Annotated in this window: 17 protein-coding genes; 7 read left to right on the forward strand and 10 right to left on the reverse strand. The window is 68.1% G+C overall.

Annotated features, from left to right (window positions below):
• Positions 1–109 precede the first annotated feature (109 nt).
• The 3 genes from KBX34_RS25760 to KBX34_RS25770 all read right to left on the reverse strand — a co-directional run bounded on the left by KBX34_RS25760 (position 110) and on the right by KBX34_RS25770 (position 3,332).
• Positions 110–1,021, reverse strand: a complete 912-nt coding sequence (locus KBX34_RS25760) for a carbohydrate ABC transporter permease (RefSeq protein WP_210927432.1) — start codon at positions 1,019–1,021, stop codon at positions 110–112.
• The gene (locus KBX34_RS25765; protein WP_225854939.1) at positions 1,021–1,887 is read right to left on the reverse strand and encodes a carbohydrate ABC transporter permease; all 867 of its coding nucleotides are present in this window, start codon (positions 1,885–1,887) and stop codon (positions 1,021–1,023) included. The genes KBX34_RS25760 and KBX34_RS25765 overlap by 1 nt, the downstream gene beginning before the upstream one ends.
• A gap of 80 nt (positions 1,888–1,967) precedes the next feature.
• Positions 1,968–3,332 (reverse strand): extracellular solute-binding protein, encoded by a 1,365-nt coding sequence (locus tag KBX34_RS25770; protein WP_247672240.1) that lies wholly within the window; start codon positions 3,330–3,332, stop codon positions 1,968–1,970.
• 462 nt (positions 3,333–3,794) lie between these two features.
• Here KBX34_RS25770 and KBX34_RS25775 point away from each other — a divergent pair, with 462 nt between their 5' ends.
• The 3 genes from KBX34_RS25775 (at position 3,795) to KBX34_RS25785 (ending at position 6,038) form a co-directional block, all read left to right on the forward strand.
• Positions 3,795–4,538: a GntR family transcriptional regulator gene (locus KBX34_RS25775; RefSeq protein ID WP_088947638.1), complete on the forward strand. Its 744-nt coding sequence runs from the start codon at positions 3,795–3,797 to the stop codon at positions 4,536–4,538.
• Positions 4,539–4,627: 89 nt separating this feature from the next.
• The gene (locus KBX34_RS25780) at positions 4,628–5,197 is read left to right on the forward strand and encodes a DJ-1/PfpI family protein (protein WP_210792670.1); all 570 of its coding nucleotides are present in this window, start codon (positions 4,628–4,630) and stop codon (positions 5,195–5,197) included.
• Between the two features lie 97 nt (positions 5,198–5,294).
• A complete protein-coding gene (locus KBX34_RS25785; RefSeq protein ID WP_247672243.1) occupies positions 5,295–6,038 on the forward strand; it encodes an alpha/beta fold hydrolase in 744 nt (247 codons plus the stop codon).
• Positions 6,039–6,147: 109 nt separating this feature from the next.
• Here KBX34_RS25785 and KBX34_RS25790 read toward each other — a convergent pair whose 3' ends face one another.
• Entirely contained in the window at positions 6,148–6,903 is a 756-nt protein-coding gene (locus KBX34_RS25790; RefSeq protein WP_210792672.1) for an SUMF1/EgtB/PvdO family nonheme iron enzyme, read from the reverse strand.
• A 449-nt stretch (positions 6,904–7,352) separates the two neighbouring features.
• Here KBX34_RS25790 and KBX34_RS25795 point away from each other — a divergent pair, with 449 nt between their 5' ends.
• Both KBX34_RS25795 and KBX34_RS25800 read left to right on the forward strand, forming a co-directional pair.
• Positions 7,353–8,441 (forward strand): hypothetical protein, encoded by a 1,089-nt coding sequence (locus KBX34_RS25795; protein WP_210927438.1) that lies wholly within the window; start codon positions 7,353–7,355, stop codon positions 8,439–8,441.
• 111 nt (positions 8,442–8,552) lie between these two features.
• Entirely contained in the window at positions 8,553–9,263 is a 711-nt protein-coding gene (locus tag KBX34_RS25800) for an alpha/beta hydrolase (protein WP_210927440.1), read from the forward strand.
• Positions 9,264–9,330: 67 nt separating this feature from the next.
• Here the strand turns inward: KBX34_RS25800 and KBX34_RS25805 are convergent, their stop codons facing one another.
• The 6 genes from KBX34_RS25805 to KBX34_RS25825 all read right to left on the reverse strand — a co-directional run bounded on the left by KBX34_RS25805 (position 9,331) and on the right by KBX34_RS25825 (position 13,907).
• Positions 9,331–10,254 (reverse strand): AEC family transporter, encoded by a 924-nt coding sequence (locus KBX34_RS25805; RefSeq protein ID WP_210927441.1) that lies wholly within the window; start codon positions 10,252–10,254, stop codon positions 9,331–9,333.
• Positions 10,255–10,261: 7 nt separating this feature from the next.
• Complete coding sequence (locus KBX34_RS34110; protein ID WP_282102678.1) at positions 10,262–10,387, reverse strand: hypothetical protein; 126 nt, start codon at positions 10,385–10,387, stop codon at positions 10,262–10,264.
• A gap of 203 nt (positions 10,388–10,590) precedes the next feature.
• Complete coding sequence (locus KBX34_RS25810; protein WP_210927445.1) at positions 10,591–11,754, reverse strand: IS110 family transposase; 1,164 nt, start codon at positions 11,752–11,754, stop codon at positions 10,591–10,593.
• Positions 11,755–12,097: 343 nt separating this feature from the next.
• Positions 12,098–12,646, reverse strand: coding sequence for an aspartyl/asparaginyl beta-hydroxylase domain-containing protein (locus tag KBX34_RS25815; protein WP_210927446.1), 549 nt, complete (start codon positions 12,644–12,646; stop codon positions 12,098–12,100).
• A 169-nt stretch (positions 12,647–12,815) separates the two neighbouring features.
• Positions 12,816–13,208: an ester cyclase gene (locus KBX34_RS25820; RefSeq protein ID WP_210927448.1), complete on the reverse strand. Its 393-nt coding sequence runs from the start codon at positions 13,206–13,208 to the stop codon at positions 12,816–12,818.
• Between the two features lie 18 nt (positions 13,209–13,226).
• The gene (locus KBX34_RS25825) at positions 13,227–13,907 is read right to left on the reverse strand and encodes an SDR family NAD(P)-dependent oxidoreductase (protein WP_210927451.1); all 681 of its coding nucleotides are present in this window, start codon (positions 13,905–13,907) and stop codon (positions 13,227–13,229) included.
• Between the two features lie 102 nt (positions 13,908–14,009).
• On the opposite strand from KBX34_RS25825, the gene KBX34_RS25830 reads away from it, so the two are divergent.
• Positions 14,010–14,855 (forward strand): helix-turn-helix transcriptional regulator, encoded by an 846-nt coding sequence (locus KBX34_RS25830; protein ID WP_210927452.1) that lies wholly within the window; start codon positions 14,010–14,012, stop codon positions 14,853–14,855.
• A gap of 104 nt (positions 14,856–14,959) precedes the next feature.
• A complete protein-coding gene (locus KBX34_RS25835) occupies positions 14,960–16,300 on the forward strand; it encodes a hypothetical protein (RefSeq protein WP_210927454.1) in 1,341 nt (446 codons plus the stop codon).
• Positions 16,301–16,337 lie beyond the last annotated feature (37 nt).

Genomic DNA, 16,337 nt, shown 5'->3' on the forward strand with positions numbered 1-16,337 from the left:
CCGAGCATCACGAACAGCTCGCCGTCGTCGATGGACAGGTCCACGTGGTCGACCGCGACCGTCCCGTCCGGGTAGCGCTTGTGCAGGGCGGTCACCTCGATGCCCGCCATCAGCGTCGCACCGCCCCGAGCGTCACACCGGCGATGAGGTGCCTGCGCACGAGGTACGCGAAGACGAGCACCGGTAGGGCGAACACCACGGAGGCGGCGGCCACGAGACCCCAGTCCGTGGTGGTGCCGCCGATGAGGCCGGCGATGGCGGGTGGGGCCGTGCGGACATCGTCGCTGGAGGTGAGGAAGGTGGCGAACACGAATTCGTTCCACGAGAAGATGAGTGCGAAGACCGCCGTCGCGGCGATGCCGGGCACGAGCAGGGGGAGGGTGAATCGCCGGAACGCCTGCAAACGGGTGTAGCCGTCGAGCATGGCGGCATCCTCGTACTCAGCGGGCACCTCGTCGACGAACCCCTTCATCATCCAGATCGTGAACGGGACGTTGAAAGCGCTGTAGATGAGGATCAAGCCGAGCTTGTTGTCGATGAGTCCGACTTGGCGGTACATGAGGAAGATCGGGATCACGACCACCACGGGCGGCATGAAGCGCGTGGACAGGATGAAGAACAGTTGGTCCTTCTTGGCCTTGACGGCGAAGCGTGAGTAGGCCCAGGCCGCCGGGACCCCCAGCACGGTGGCCAGCACCGTGGAAGCTCCGGCGACCACGACGGAGTTGAGGAACGAGACGGACAAGGCCGAGCGACCGCCGTCGGGGGCGATGAACACGTCCTTGTAATGGGCCAGAGTGACAGTGAAGTCGAAGAACTTGGCCGGGATGGCGTAGACGTCCCGGTTCTCCTTGATGGACGTCTCGATCATCCACAGCACCGGAAAGAGCATCACGACGGCCAGCACGGTCAGCAGCGTGACCTCCAGCGCGGAGCGGCCCCGTCCGCCCAGGCGGCGCGCGGGGGGAGTGTGATCCCGGGCAGGACCTGTGGACACGGCCTCGTCGACGGAGACGGCCATCAGCCCTCCTTGAGCTTGTTCAGGTAGCGCAGGTAGAACTGCGTGAGGACGATGACGACGAGGACCATGAGGATCCCGTACGCCGAAGCGGTTCCGGTGTTGAAGCCCAGGAACGCGACCTTGTAGATGTGGAACGACAACGTCTCGGTGGAGACACCCGGGCCTCCGTTGGTGAGGATGTAGACGAGGTCGAACAGCCGGAATGCCTCGATGGCCCTGAACATCACGGCAATGAGGAGCAGTGGCCATACCAGTGGAAGAGTGATGGTGCGGAACCGGAACCACTCCGACGCCCGGTCGATCGAGGCGGCCTCGTAGAGGTACTTGGGAACCGCGGTAAGGCCCGCGAGTGCGATGAGCATGATGAACGGCGTCCATTGCCAGGTGTCGACCACGATCAGGGAGAGCAGTGCTGTTCGCTGCCGGGTGAGCCACTCCACCTGCCCCAGGCCGAGCGAGCCGAGCATGCTGTTGACCACACCGAACTGCGCGTCGAGCATGAATCGCCAGAACAGCCCGACCACGACCGGCGACAGCATCATCGGAACCAGGAACAGAGTGGTCAGCACTCCTCGCCCATGCGTGCGCCGTGAGATCAGGTAGGCGATGCCGAACCCGAGCACGGTCTGCAGGCCGACCGCGCCGACCACGTAGATCAACGTCGTCAAGGCACGCGTGTGGACCTGCGCCGACGTCAGGATGGCGGTGTAGTTCCCGAACCCGATGAAATTGGCGGGCCCTCCGCGAGTGGCCGAGTAGTCGGTGAAAGACAGGTACAACGCCCACAGCAACGGGAACACCGACATGGCGAGCAACAGCAGCATCGCGGGGGAGATGAAGGTAACGGCGAGCCAGCGGTCGCTCAACCGGCGGGACCGACCCGGTGCAGGTGGCGTCGCGGACGCCACCTGCCCGGGGTGATCGGTCTTCAGAGGGACGGCGTCACTCACAGTCCGCCGCCGCCCTTGCGGCTGCTCGAGTCGAGCACGCTCTGCTGCTCCTTGGCGATGTCGTCGAGCGCATCCTTCGGCTTCTTCGCGCCGTTGAGAGCCGCGTTCACGTTGGTGTTCTCAATGTCGACGAGGCGCGCGTACTCGGGCACGTTCCACATGTCCCGCATCCGCGGAACCGAGTCGGTGTACACCTGGTTGAACGGCCCGGCATTGAGGAACTCGGGCGACTCCAGGGCGTCCGTACGCGATGGCACGCCACCCGCCGCGGCCCACTTCTTCTGGATGTCAGCCCGCTCGAACCACTTCATGAAGTTCAGGGCCTCCGCCTGGTTTGCCGTGGAGGAGTAGGCCGACACGTGCATACCCATACCGCCAAGCGGCACCAGGTTCGTCTTCTGGCTCGGCAGGGTGGCAAACCCCAGCTTGTTGAGAATCTGCTCCCGCGTGGTGCCGAGTGTCGACTGCTTCGGATCGAGCAGGCCCCCACTCGCGGCGATCCAGTTGAACGCGATGCAGGCCTTGCCCTGAGCGACCGCCGCGTTCACCTCGTCGATGAACCAGTTGCCGGAGCCCTTGGCGGTCAGCGGCTTCATCTTGTTGACCAGGACGTCCATCGCCTCCTGGCCCGCAGCGTCGTTGAGGACGCCCTCGATCTTGCGGTTCTTGGGGTCCCAGAGGTTGCCGCCGTAGACGCCGTTGACCGTGTTGTAGGTGACGGCCGCGGCGTCGGAGCCGTTGGCCTGGTGGAAAGCCAGCCCGCTGACGCCAGGGTTGTCCGCCTGGCACCTCTCGGCGGCTGAGATCATCTGGTCCCAGGTCTGCGGTGGCTTGTCGCCGATCAGGTCCTTGCGGTAGATCATCGTCCAGGTGTCGCCGAGCAGCGGCAGTCCGTACAAGCTGGCGTTCTCGTCGCGCTTGCCGGTCTCCGCCTGGGGGAACTGGCCGTACGCCGCCAGGAGGTACGGGTTGTAGGCCGCGACGTCGATGTTGTTCTTGACGAAGTCGGTGAGGTCGAGGATGTTGCCGTTCGTCACGGCCTCGCCGATGTGTTGCGAGTCCAGGATCGCGATGTCGAAGTCGGTCTTGCGCGCGGCGAACTGGGTGAACATCGCGTCGTGCCAGTTGGCGTTCGGCACGGTGTTGACCTTGATGGTCGCGTTCGGCCGCTCTTTCTTGTACTCCGCGTTCGCGAAGGCTTCCAGTGCCTGGGCGGGCGGCCAGTCGAACCAGATGAAGCTGAGGTTCAGCGGGTCCTTGGTGAGCTCCGGGATGGTCGCCGGCGCCTTGGGGGCGCTCGTCTTCCCGCCGTCGTCCTTGTCATCGCCGCAAGCCGTCACGGTCGTGGCCACCAGCAGCATGGCCGCCGTCGCCAGCCGTACCTTTCGGCCGGGAGCGGACATTCTTCCTATTCGCTTCGGATAGCGCATTTTTATGCCTGCTTTCTGGGTGGGGACTTCTAGAACCTCGCTATGTGCTTCGCCGAGCAGTTGCTGGGTTGTGCAGGCGTGTTGCCCGGCTGCCGCGGGGGCCGACCCGCGGACCGGCGTCACGAGTGCGCCGCGATGTACTGGGTCGTCATGCTGTCGAACAGTCCTTCGGCCCATCTACGGCCGGGTGACGAACCGAGCAGGACGTCGAACATGCCTAGGGGAGCTTCAGGTGATCGAAGTAGAGCGATGGCTGGCGGCCCCGCCATGGGTGCGGGATGGCGGGCATCCGACACCTTTCCTATACGATCCGAGTGGGGGCGTCAGCATCCCGCAGCGCTGCGATCGATGTCAACAGCTTCCCGAAGACGCAAGGAAGGACCTCACGCCACGATGGACGACGAAGCGATGACCGCGCGGGGCCGTAGGGCCGTGACGGGCGGAATGCCGCCGGGAAGATCTGGTGGCCGGCTCGCCGACGAGGTGTACGACACGCTGCTCGGACAGCTGATGTCGCTACGGATCGAGCCTGGCTCCCGCGTCACGATCGACGTCCTCGCGCGAGAGCTGGGAGTCTCGCAGACGCCGATCCGAGACGCTCTGAACCGCATGGAGGCCGAGGGCCTGGTCGTACGTGTTCCTCATGCCGGCTACCGCATTCCTCCCCAGATCACTCGTCACCGATTCGAGGACATGCTCGAGGTCCGGCTGCTCCTCGAACCGGCGGCGGCGCGCAGGTCCGCGGAACGCGCGTCCTCGGAGCAGGTGGCCGGTCTGCGACGAATGCTGGAGGAGATGGCGGAGTTGGAGGGGGGCAACGAGCCGATGGCCTATGGCGCCTTCGGGCTACGCGACGCCGCTTTTCACGATCTCGTCGCCCTGAGCGCGGAGAACCAGGTCATCCGTGAAGCGCTCGCTCGCCTGCACAGCCATGTGCACCTCTTCCGGCTTCACCACGACACCCAGGTCACTCACCTGGCCATGGCCGAGCATGAGGACATTGTGGCCGCGATCGCCGCGCGTGACCCCGACGCCGCCGCCTACGCGATGCGTCGGCACATCCTGCGGTCCGGCGAGCGTTTCCGACGATTGTTCGACGAGGTCGAGGGCGCGGAAGGAGTGGCGGTAGAGGCTTGACGGGCACGCTGGGCCGAGGAATGCTAACCCAATCCTGATCGGATCGGATTGGATCCACCTCACCCGCCCCCAGATGCGAGGAGAAGCAGGTGCCCAGAGCGCTGCTCCTGACCGGCGACGCCGCCGAGGAGCTCGACACCATGTACCCCTACTATCGCGTGCAGGAGGGCGGCTGGGACGTTGACGTCTCGTCACGGACGATGCGTGACGTGCAACTGGTCATCCACGAGTTCGACCCCAACTCCGACGCCTACGTGGAGAAGAGCGGCCGGAAGCTGCCGGTCGACGTGCCCTGGGCCGAGGTCGACGTCGAGCGCTATGACGCCCTGATCATCCCCGGGGGACGTGCCCCCGAGTGGATCCGGGTCGACGCCGACGTCAGGCGCATCACCGAGCACTTCTTCGCGCGCAACCTCCCCATCGCGCTGGTATGCCACGGCGCGCAGGTGCCAGCGGTGTACGGGCTGCTGAAGGGTCGAAAGACGGCGTGCTTCCCCCCGATCACCGGTGACATGGAAAACGCGGGCGCGACGGTCATCGACGCTCCCGACGTCGTGGACGGCAACCTCGTCTCCTGCCGGGGATGGCCCGACATGCCGCAATTCGGCAGGGCGATGATGGAGGTCTTCTCGAAGTCCGTCAGCCCCGCATCGGCATGAGCGCACCCGCCCTGCCCCGGTGACGGCACTTCGGACCGTCACAGTCGACGGCTCACCCATCCACGTCCTGGAGAGCGGCACCGGGCCCGCGGTGCTGATGCTGCACGGCTCCGGACCCGGCACGACCGGGTCCGGCGCCTGGGCAACGACGGCCCAGGCGCTGGGCACGTCCTGGCACCTGGTGGCTCCTGACCAGGCGGGCTTCGGCCGCACGCCTGTCCCGGCGGGCTCCAGGGGTGGGCTCCGGCTGTGGACGGAGCAGGCCGCGGGCCTGATGGATGCTCTCGGGTTCGAGCACTACGCCGTAGTGGGCCACTCCATGGGCGGTGCCGTGGCGCTGGCGTTGGCGGCTGCGCGCCCCCAGCAGGTCACCCGTGTCGTGGCGGTCTCGACGATGGGCGCCCCCGGGGCGCCGCTGTCCGCCGAGCTCGACGCGATCTGGGCCGCCCCCGCCGGCACGGTCGGGGCACGAGACATGCTGAGTCGCCTCGTCCTCGACCAAGCGCTCGTGACCGATTCGGCCGTCGATGCCCGTGCAGCTGCGATGCGAGCGGGGGCGGCCGCATTCGCGTCGTTGTTCCCTCCACCCAGGGCACGATGGGTCGACGAGCTCACCCTCTCGGCGCAAACGCTGGCAGCGGTGTGCGCACCCGTGCTGCTCGTACACGGCGCCGAGGACCGGGTCACCCCACTTGAGACGGCAGCCCAGCCCTTGCTCGAACACCTGACCGATGTCCGCCTGCACGTGCTCGGCCGATGCGGGCACGTGCCGGCGATCGAGCACCCGCACGAGTTCAGGGACCTGCTGTCGTGCTTCCTCGGCCGGGACCGAGATCACTGATTGCTGCGGCAGGTCCGCGGCCGGGCTGAAGAGCATCAGGCGCACCGATCCGACGCCCAGGCCCGTCCCTGGCTTGCCGCCCGTCGTCGGCCCTCCGCTCAGACCACCATCACTGGGGTGGCAGTGGTGCGGCTGGGCGTACCGCCGTGAAGTCGGCGTGTTCGTACCGGGTGGCGGAGAGCAGCAGCAGCCACTCGTCACAGCCCTGCCACGGGTAGAGGTCGGCGGCTCCACCGCGTACGGTCCGGGGCCCGTCACCGGTCCGTGGCAGCGCGTCTGCCGGCGCGCCGTCGAACCCGGGAGTCCACACGTCGGCGCAGAGCTCGTTCGCCGAGCCCAGCGCCGCCAGCCCGAACGCGTTCTCGCTGGCGGCCGTCCGCGCTTCGTCTCCGAAGTCGTCGAGGAGCTGGTCCTCGTCGGGTTTCCCGTCACCGCGGAAGGTGAGCGTGGTGGTGCCGGCCCGCGCCGCGTATTCCCACTGCGCCTCGCTGGGCAGCTGGAAGGGCAACAACTTGAGCAGGTCCTCCAGATCGCCTTCAAGCCGGGCGGTGCCGGTGTCTGCCTCGGCGTAGTCGTCTTCGTACTCGGGCAGCCAGTGCCGGACCTGCGCCACGGTCAGCGGGTGCCGCGCGAGCAGGAACGGCTCGACCCGCACCTCGCGTACCGGCTGTGCGTCCTTAGCGTTGGCGAGGAACGGCTCGACCGTGTCCTCGACGCCACCACTGCGCTCGATAGCGCGTACCGCGTCGAGCTCTGCCTCGGACAGGCCCATCTGAAACGTGCCGCCCGGAACCTCGCGAAACACGACCCCCGACGGGACATGCCTCCATGCCGGTCGGCCGGCCACGATCTCCTCGGTCCACATGGCGGCGAAGGCTAGCAGGCAATCCGCCCGGCGGTCTGTCCCGACGACCCCGCCGCTCGCGCCCGCGCCAACCGCCTGGTGAAGCCTCTGACCGAAAGGTACCGACACCCCGAAAAGGCATAGCGGCGCTGGCCGACGACCAACTGAATGGCCAACCAGCGTCTTTGTCAGGAGCCAGTTCTTCCTCGCCGCGCCGGCCGCGGCCGGCGCGTGTCACCGCCGTAGTCTGTCTGCGGAGGCGGCGACGGTTGGTGGTCAACCCTGGACTCGGCAGGTCGCAGCTATCTCGCCGAACAATCCGAGATCCGCCCGTCGCTGGTGCCGAGGCATAGACGTCCGTCCCGGTCCCGCTACTGTCAGCGCGGTCGGTATGCCAGGCACCCCTGCAACGGCAAGTTGCCAGCGCCAGCGCACGATGTCGGTTCGATCCGGGCTCCTATACTCGCCCGATGATCGAGGGATGGTCGGTTGTCCCGGAGCGGGCGGCGGTGGGTGCTGCTGGCCTGAACGTCGAGGTCGTGCATGGTGATGGGGTCACCTTCGCGTACGGGGCCGACGCTCTGGTCGTGATCGTCGACGCCGGAGACCGGCCCCACGGCAACGCAGTCGACAACGAGAACACACTGGTGCTGCGGGAGCCTTTGCCCAGCGAGGCGACTCAGTGGATGACCTCGAAGAACGAGTCCAATCAGCCGCTTCTGGGCTTTGTCAAGATGGCCGATGGCTGCCTGGCTCTCGGGAAGCTCTACCAAGCCTGCAGCATCTACCGGGGAATGGACCCGTACACGGGGGAACAGCGGTCACTCAAGTTCGCTGAACTGACGTGGGGCGAGCGCCTTCCCCCCGGACTGCTGGACAAGGTGCGACCGACGACGACGCTGCCGGTACCCGGTATCGACTGGCTGGACGATGTGCCGCAGGACCTGACCCGGGCACTGCGCTCGTTTCTGACCGCCTGGTACGTCGATGTGCCGGCGCCACCGGCCACACCCCAACAAGCGGCCATGAAACTTCCGGCGCCGTTGCTGGCGTTCCACAGCATTGCCGCCAGCCGCGAGGTAATCCTCGGCCAGCAGGACTTCATCGAGCCGCTCGACGGGATCGAGTACCTGGAAGACGAGCCGCTGGTGGTCTTCGCGGCCGAGAATCAGGGCGTCTGGGTGGCGTTGATCGACCCTACCGACGACGATCCGGTCGTTTGGTACGACGGCGGCCCGGAGCGGCTGCGCGAACGGGAACGCCTCAGCGGCTTCCTGCTCCAGTTCGCCCTCAACGAAGCGGTGAGCACCTCACCGTTCACCGGCTTCGCCACGGTCACCCCGGAGGTGTTGGACCGGTTCGTCGAGGATCTGGTTCCCGTTCCGCTGCAACCGATGCGTGTACCTGGCGACCCGACCCGCCATTGGGTGGCTCCCGGACTGGTCGCCATGGCCGCCGACTACGGCGAGAGTGGTATCTGGCTGAGCGTCGGCAGCCGGCAACGCTCAGCCCTGAGGCCCCTACGCTCTCGCCTCGAATGGGAACAGTTCAATGGTTAGCCAACAAAGTCTCTCCGGTCCGAGCGCATCTCTGCTGCGGCGGGATGGGCACGTATCGCTGGTCGGCGAGTGGGGTGGCGGCCTGCGGGCCGAATCGTGAAGGGTGTGGTCATGAACGCCGCCTACGTTCTCGTGCACAGTCCGTCGGTCGGGCCCCTCACCTGGGCGTCGACAGCGCAGACACTCGAAGACTCGGGCGCGGTGGCCATCGTGCCGTCACTCCTGGGCGTCGCGGATGCGCGTCCGCCGTTCTGGCGGTCCGTCGCCGAAAAGGTCAGAGCCGCGATCGACCGGCTACCGCCGGACCAACCCGTCGTCATCGTGGCGCACAGCAACGCTGGCCTCTTCGTGCCGGTGATCGTGGAAGCAACCTCCCGACGGATCGTCGGCTGCCTGTTCGTCGATGCGGCGCTGCCGTCACCCGCCGGACCGACGCCTGTCGCGCCACCTGAGCTGTTGGAGTTTCTAGGCCCGAAGGTGACCGACGGTCGGCTTCCGCAATGGACGGCGTGGTGGGACGAGTCCGACGTCGCGCCGATGTTCCCGGACGCGCAGACGCGCAGAGCTGTGTCGGCCGAACAGCCCCGGCTGCCGCTGAGCTACTACGAGGAACTTGTGCCCACCCCGGCCGGCTGGGACGACCGGCCGTGCGGCTACCTGCTGTTCGGTCCACCGTACGAGCCGGTCGCCATCGATGCGAGGCAGCGCGGCTGGGCCGTCGACCACGTTCCAGGCAGGCATCTGAACCAGCTGGTGGACCCGCAAGCTGTGACGGAGCGCATCATGGCGATGACCCGTGACTGGCGATCCTCTACGTCCTGAGTCCCGACCTGATCCGACGCACTGATCTGCCGCTGACGGCGGGCCTCGACTGACGACGTCGCCGGGCCTACCCGAGCAGCGTCGCCGCCGCGGCCAGGGTGGCCAGCGACAGCGTCGTGGTCACCACCACCGCTCGGTTGGTCACCGTCTCGCCGACGCCGTACTCCTGGCTGTAGATGAACGTGTTCTGCGCTGTCGGCAGGCCCGCGCACACCACCACGGCGAGCAACTGCGGTGCGGACAGGTGCAAGGCCAGCCCGGCCGCGTACGCGATGACCGGCTGTGCGACGAGCTTCAGCGCGGTGATCATGGCCAGCTCGCCCGGCTTGGCCGGCTCGTCCCGCGACGGCGCCGTGCGGTGCAGCGACGCGCCGAGCGCGACCAGGGCGGTCGGCACCGCGGCGCCCGACAGCAGGGTGAGTGACGCGCTGGCCGTCGACGGCAGGTGCAGGCCGGTAGCCGAGCACGCGACACCGAGCAGCGACGCCAGGATCACGGGGTTGCGTACCGGCAGGGAGGCGAGACGGCGGGCCCGTACCCGCCCGGCCGGGTCGCTGTGCCGGTCCAGGGCGATCAGGATCACGGGCGTCACCACCAGAAGTTGCAGCAGCACCACCTCCGCCAGGAACGACACGTTGCCGAGAACCTGCGTTGCGATGGGGATGCCGAGGTTCGCCGAGTTTACGTACCCGGCGGCCATGCCCCAGATGGGCCGTTCGCCGGGCTTGCGACCGAACAGCCAGCTCGCGCCGGCCCAGCCGAACCCGACGACCGCGGCCGTGCTCACCCCGAAGGCGAGCAGGGGGCGGCCGGCGAACCCGGAGAGCGGCATGTGGGACAGGGCTAGGAACAGGGCGGACGGCATCGCAAGTTGGAACACGAATCGGCCGAGCACCGCCGCCGCCGCCTCACCCAGCAGGCCCCAACGACAGGCCGCGTAGCCGACCGCAGTAAGGATCCAGATCGGTACGAACGCCGACACCAAGCTCATCCGGGCGTCACCGGCGGCGGGCGTCGCGCCGGCTCAGGGACTGGCGGGCGTACGAGCCGAGAAACCCGGCGACGATCTCCACCTGGGCGAGGATGTCATCGAGCTGCGCAGGGTGAGCCCGCTTCCGTGACACTCCACCGCGTTTTCGCCGGTCATCAGATACATCGACGCGTCCAAGGTGCGTACCAAGCCGCCGGGCAGCCGGGGTCGTCCACGTGTACGTCGATCGGGAGGCCACGCGTTCAGCCTCGCATCCCGTCCGGACCGGGCAAACATCCCGCTCATCCACAACTTCACGGGGTCATCCCCAACGTGCGCATCTGGCACCCCTCTGTGTCAAGAGGCCGCGGTGAGGGCTGTTCTAGGCTGGGGTGTGGCGGGTCCGGGAAGTGACTTTTCCGAAGTGTCGATCTCGGGGTTCAGGTCGGCCGCGCTGGATTGCAGAGTCGCCCCCGCGTGTCCTCCCGGACCCGTCCTGACCAGCTTCGCGTCGGCCACCATCTGTCGGTAGACGATGTCGGACAGCCGCCGCTTCAGTGCCCGCAGGGCCTCCATCGGGGTCTTGCCCGCGGCCAGTCTGCGCCGGTAGTAGCGGCGCCCTTCGGTGTCACGGCGTAGCTGGACGATGGCCATGATGTGCAGCGCCCGGTTGATGCGCCGGTTCCCGGCCCGGGAGAGCCGGTGCCGGTTCTGATCGCCGGACGAGGCATCGATCGGTGCGGTGCCGTTCCACGAGGCGAAGTGGGCGCGGCTGGTGAACCGCGCGATGTCTCCGATGTCGCCGATCAGGCGGGCGGCGCCGGACGGTCCGATGCCGGTCAGGTCCATCAGCCGGCTTCCGGTGCTGGCGACCAGGTCGGTGAGCTCCTGTTTCGCGGCTTTGATCTTCTTGTCGATGACGACGAGTTCGCCGATCAGCTCGGAGGCCAGCCGCCGGCGGGTCTTGCCGACCACGTCACGCGGGCGCACGGTGCCCAGCAGGGCGCGGGCCTGCTGGGCGGACAGGTCCTTCTTCGCGCCGCCGGGCACCAGTTCGAGTAGCAGGTGGTGCAGCCGGTAGACCACGTCGGTGCGGGCTCGGCCGAGCTGGTCACGACGGTCGACCAGCAGCCGTAACGCGACTGTGGTGTCGTCGGCGACGACCTGCCGCAGACCGTCGGTGCGCAGGGCGACCACAGCGACGCTGCGGGCGTCGACCGGGTCGGTCTTGCGGCCCTGGCCGGTGGCGAACACCCGGGCCCGGGCGGACAGCTTCGCAGGGACGTCCACGACGGTCTCGCCGTCGGCGACCAGGCGTTGAGCGACGTGCCGGCCGATGCCGTTGCAGCCCTCGACCGCCCACAGGCGGTCCTTGTGCTTGCGACCGGCGGCGAGCATGGCCTGGTAGCCGTCGCGGTCGGTGCCGAACCGGCCCTGCCCGAGCGACTTCTCCCGGGCGTTGATGATTTCGATGGTGGCGGAACGCTTGTGCGGGTCCACGCCGATGATGACCTGGGCCACCGTGTCCTCCCTCGATCCGACGGTGTTCGTCGACGGGAGGGCAGCGCTACCTTGAGCCGGGCAGTCCCCTCTTGAGCCTCTCACCGCCGCGGTGACCGGCGGGGCGCACGCCAGATGAGAGCCACACCAACCTGCGGTGGGCAGCCGCGATGAGAGCGACCCCACCGGTCACCTCGACCAAGCCTGGCCGGGCTGCGGTCGTACCACCAGTCAATAGGTAGCCGCGTACCGCGCTGCATCGAGCGTGATGCCCAGGGGGTGCTGCAGCTCGCGCCCGGCGGTCGGCGGGGTTCTCGGGACGGGGGATGAGACATCGCCGTGGAGTGCTCTGGTGTGGTCTGGCTCATCCGCCGCGCCGTACGAAGCCGGCCACCGAGGCCGGCAGTTCATCCTGCGGCATGTCCTCGCAGCCGGGACGGACGAAATCGAACAGGAGCACAACGCGGTCACTGGTGCCGTAGTTCCACGCCTCGTGGGTGACGGTGTCGTCGATGACGAAGGTTTCACCCTCGCGCCACTGTCGAGTTTCGTCGCCCACTCGCAGCGCGCAGTCCTGCGGCACGACGAGTCCGAGATGCGCGCGGTAAACGGTGGTAACCCATCCCTGATGTGGCTTGATGTGGGTGCCAGGAGCCATCCGAGAAAACCCAGCGGTCGTCAGGTGAGGGATCTTCGTCAACGCGGAGGCAGTGTTCGGGCATGCTTCGAGCGCCTCCTCGATCCGCTCCCCGAAGGCGACAAGTCCATAGACGCTCCAGCCCTGGCCGTACATCTCGCGTTGGACCCACGGCTGGTAGGTCTCAAGCGGGAGAGCAAGGCATTCATCTCGAATGGCATCCCACCGTGCCCGAAGGTCGGCCAGGAAAGGGAACTGCCGCTGGTCCACGAACATGGGAAACCATGATGCACCAATGTCGGGTGGTGTGGGGTACGACGCCGCACGACCCGACTCCAACGATCATGCCAACCATCAGTCGAGCGGGATACCAGGCCGTGTTCCGAACCGGGACACCCAGGCGATGGTCGGACGGCCCTGCGGCCGCCCGACCATCGTCCTGCGGTCAGGCAGTCAACTGCCGGCTCACATCGGCTGAGTCGTGCAGGTTGGTCATCTGCACGAAACGGCCGTCGTTGACCTTGTAGATCGCGTACTCGACGATCTCGAACGACTTTCCGGTCGGAGCGACGCCGAGCCACTCCTTTACCGGGGTGCCGGTGTTGACCACACGCGCGGCGATGCGGTCGCGGTCGAACAGCAGTTCCTGGACCTCCCAGTGCATGTCCGGAACGGCGTTGACGATGGACCGCATGTCGGCGAGGACATCGTCCCTCGTCCCCGGCTCGCCGTTCAGCATGACCTCGTCGGCGATGAACTCGTCCATCCGGTCGAGCTCATGGGCGTTGAGTGTCGCGATGTACCGCAGATACCAGTCACGACTATCGCTGACGGTCACTGCAATTGTTCCTTTCGTTCAGTAGGTGATCCGGCCCTGGCGGTTGTGGTACTCACCGGTGGGACCGTCGGGGCCGATCAGGGCCAGGGCGACAGTGGCGTCGGTGCCTTCGGTGACGGTCTGGTGCCCCTTGTGACTGTTGAGGTCGGTGGCGGTGTAGCCGGGGTCGGAGGCGTTGATCCGCATTTCGGGCAGGTTCTTGGCGTACTGAATGGTGAGCGCGAGCACCGCAGCCTTCGAGCTGGCGTACGGAATCATGTATCCGTTGAAGGAGTCGTCCTCCGGGTCCAGCAGGGCGCGGGGGAAGCCGAGTCCGGAGGCGACGTTGACGATCACCGGCGCGGACGACTGCCGCAACAGGGGCAGGGCGGCCTGTGTGACCCGTACGACGCCGTAGACGTTGGTCTCGAAGGCCACGCGCATCGCGTCGACGTCCAGGTCGTCGAGGCCCCACGACGGTCCCACGACGGCCGCGTTGTTGATCAATACGTCGAGGGTTCGCAGCGACCCGATCGCCTTGTCGACGCTGTCCTGGTCGGTGACGTCGAGCTGAACCGCGATGGCTCCGAGGTCGCGGGCGGCATCGCCGGAGGCCAGGTCACGCATGCCGGCGTAGACGGTGTGGCCAGCGGCGATCAGGCGGCGGGTGGTCTCCAGACCGAGGCCCTTGTTGGCTCCGGTCACCAAAGTTGTGGTCATGCGACCCAATGTGCGCCGCCGCCGGATCGACCGGCAGGCCCTGTTCGACGGTGGGACCAGCAGTACCACCCACTGCGCCGGATGCCGGGCATCATGGATGACGTGGATGAGTTCGCGCAGGTCCTCCGGGCATGGCGGGACCGGGTACGCCCGGCGGATGTGGGCCTGCCCCCGGGCCTGGGCCGTCGCGCTCCCGGGCTGCGTCGTGAGGAGTTGGCTCTGCTCGCCGGGGTGAGCGTGGACTACATCGTCCGCCTGGAGCAGGGCCGGGCCCGTCACCCCTCGCCGCAGCTGCTGGCCTCGCTGGCCCGGGCGCTGCGCTTGAACGACCTGGAACGCGACCACCTGTTCCGGGTCGCGGGCGCGGCCGTACCGCCGGCGGGATTCGTGCCCCGACAGGTGACTCCGAGCGCGCAGCGGATGGTGGACCGGTTCCGCAACGCCCCGGTGGCTGTGGCGGTGCATACCGCGATCGGTGAACTGGTGCTGTGGAATCCACTCTGGGCGGCTCTGTTCGGTGACCCGTCCAGCCTGACCCGGCTGGAGCGCAATGTCACCTGGATGTACTTCGCGGGTTCCATCCCGGTGACGCACACCCCCGAGGACGACGAGGCGTACGCGCGAGACCTCGTCGGTCACCTGCGTACAGCGGCCGGCCGCTACCCGGACGATCCGGATATCCCCCAGCTGATCGATCGTCTGCTCAAGGCTTCCCCTGGCTTCGCCCGGCGCTGGAAGGCCGGGACGGTCGGGGAACTACGCACCAGCCGCAAAACCCTGCACACGGAGCTGGTGGGGGACATCATCGTGGACTGCGACACGTTCACCGGCGGCCCCGGCGACCAGACGATAGTGATGATGACGGCGGTGCCGGACTCCGAGGACGAGCAGAAGCTCGACCTTCTTCGCGTCATCGGGCTCCAGCAGCTTCAGCGGCGGCCGGGTTAGGACCCACGTCGTGCCCGAGCCGATCTCGTACGCAGGTCGTCCCGGTGGTGCCGGCGTTCACGTCGCGTCGCGACCGTTGGCGGCCTGCTGCTACAACCTCCTGTATGGGTGCGGAGCCGGACGTCACGGGGGCCTGGGGCGGCCAGTCGACCCCCGGGTGGCGCGCCCTGGGGCAGCTCGGCGCGGTCTGGATGCTCGGGTCGGCGCTGTTGACCACTGCCATTCCCGCGCTGGCCCCGCTGCTCTTCGTCGGCTGGGGCGCGGTGCTGGTCGGGTTGCTGGTCGTGGTCGTCCTCGGCGTCGGGCTACTGCGCCTGATCGCCCGGTCCACGGCTTCCGTCACGGTCCTCGGCACCCGTCCCGGCCTCTGGGCGTTGCTGGTGCTCGTCGGTGGGCTGGCCCTGGCCCGGCTCGCCTGGCGCTGGACCGACGAGGTGGGGCTCGGCGTCAGTTCCGACGGGACGCTCACCCTGCTTCTGGGCGGCGTGCCGTACGTCCTCGTCGCCGGGCTGCTGCTGCGCGGGTGGCGACCGCGGCTCGCCGCCGGGCTCGCGCTGGTCGGCCTTCTGGGCCTTGGCATGGTCGCGCTCGCCCGTTCCGGCCCGGACGAGGTCACCGAGCGGCTGCGGTACGCGACCCAGGACCACCGGACCGCGTACGTGGTCGAGGTTCCCGGATACCGCCCGGTCGATCCCGCCTACGGCGGCGCACTGGGTGGTGGGGAGTTCGCGCCCGCCGATCTCGCCGCGGTGCCGCCAGCGCGCCACGTCAACGTGATCGCAGGCCCTGTCGTCGGCGACGCGCGGGGGGAGTGTGGCCAGCCGCACCTCGACTCCGCCCCGACGGTCGAGAGTTGCGCCACCGAACCGGGTGGGGCGGTCTATCTTCGCGGGGTCGTCGAGCACGGATACCAGGTGACCCGCGGCGACCGTGGCGTCGTCGTCCTCGGCTCGCTGGCCGTCGACCGCGACCTGCTGCGCCGCGCCACCCGCACGCTACGCCCGGCGACCGCCGTCGATCTGCCCACCGAGGAACGGCCAGCCGGCCTGTTCGTGGTCGACCTACCGGGTTACCGGGCCCAACCACTCGGCATCCCTCCGGGCGTGGGCTACGCACCCGCCGACCACACCGGCGGTGCCGCCAGCGTGCGGGTGGCGCTGCACGTCACCTTCGCCGGACAGGACCTGTGCTTCCAGGCCACCTGCACGCCCGAGGGCGCCGGGCTCACGTACGTTCGGCGCGAGGACAGCCACGCGTACGTGCTCCGCCGTGGTGATGTGGACGTCGGTGTCACCGGCGGCGTCTCCGTCGACCGGTCGCTGCTGCGAGACGCGGCGCTGGCGGCCCGTCCCGCGAGTGAGGACGAACTGCTCCGAGCCCTGCCCCCGCCGCCCGACCGGGACCTGCTGGACCGGCTCCGGGCCTGGCTGCAGGCCCGTACCTGACAACTGCGACCGCCCTGCGCCGATACCTGGCCGCGTA

The sequence above is a fragment of the Micromonospora sp. M61 genome (assembly GCF_018070245.1).
In the GTDB taxonomy this organism is placed as follows: domain Bacteria; phylum Actinomycetota; class Actinomycetes; order Mycobacteriales; family Micromonosporaceae; genus Micromonospora; species Micromonospora zamorensis.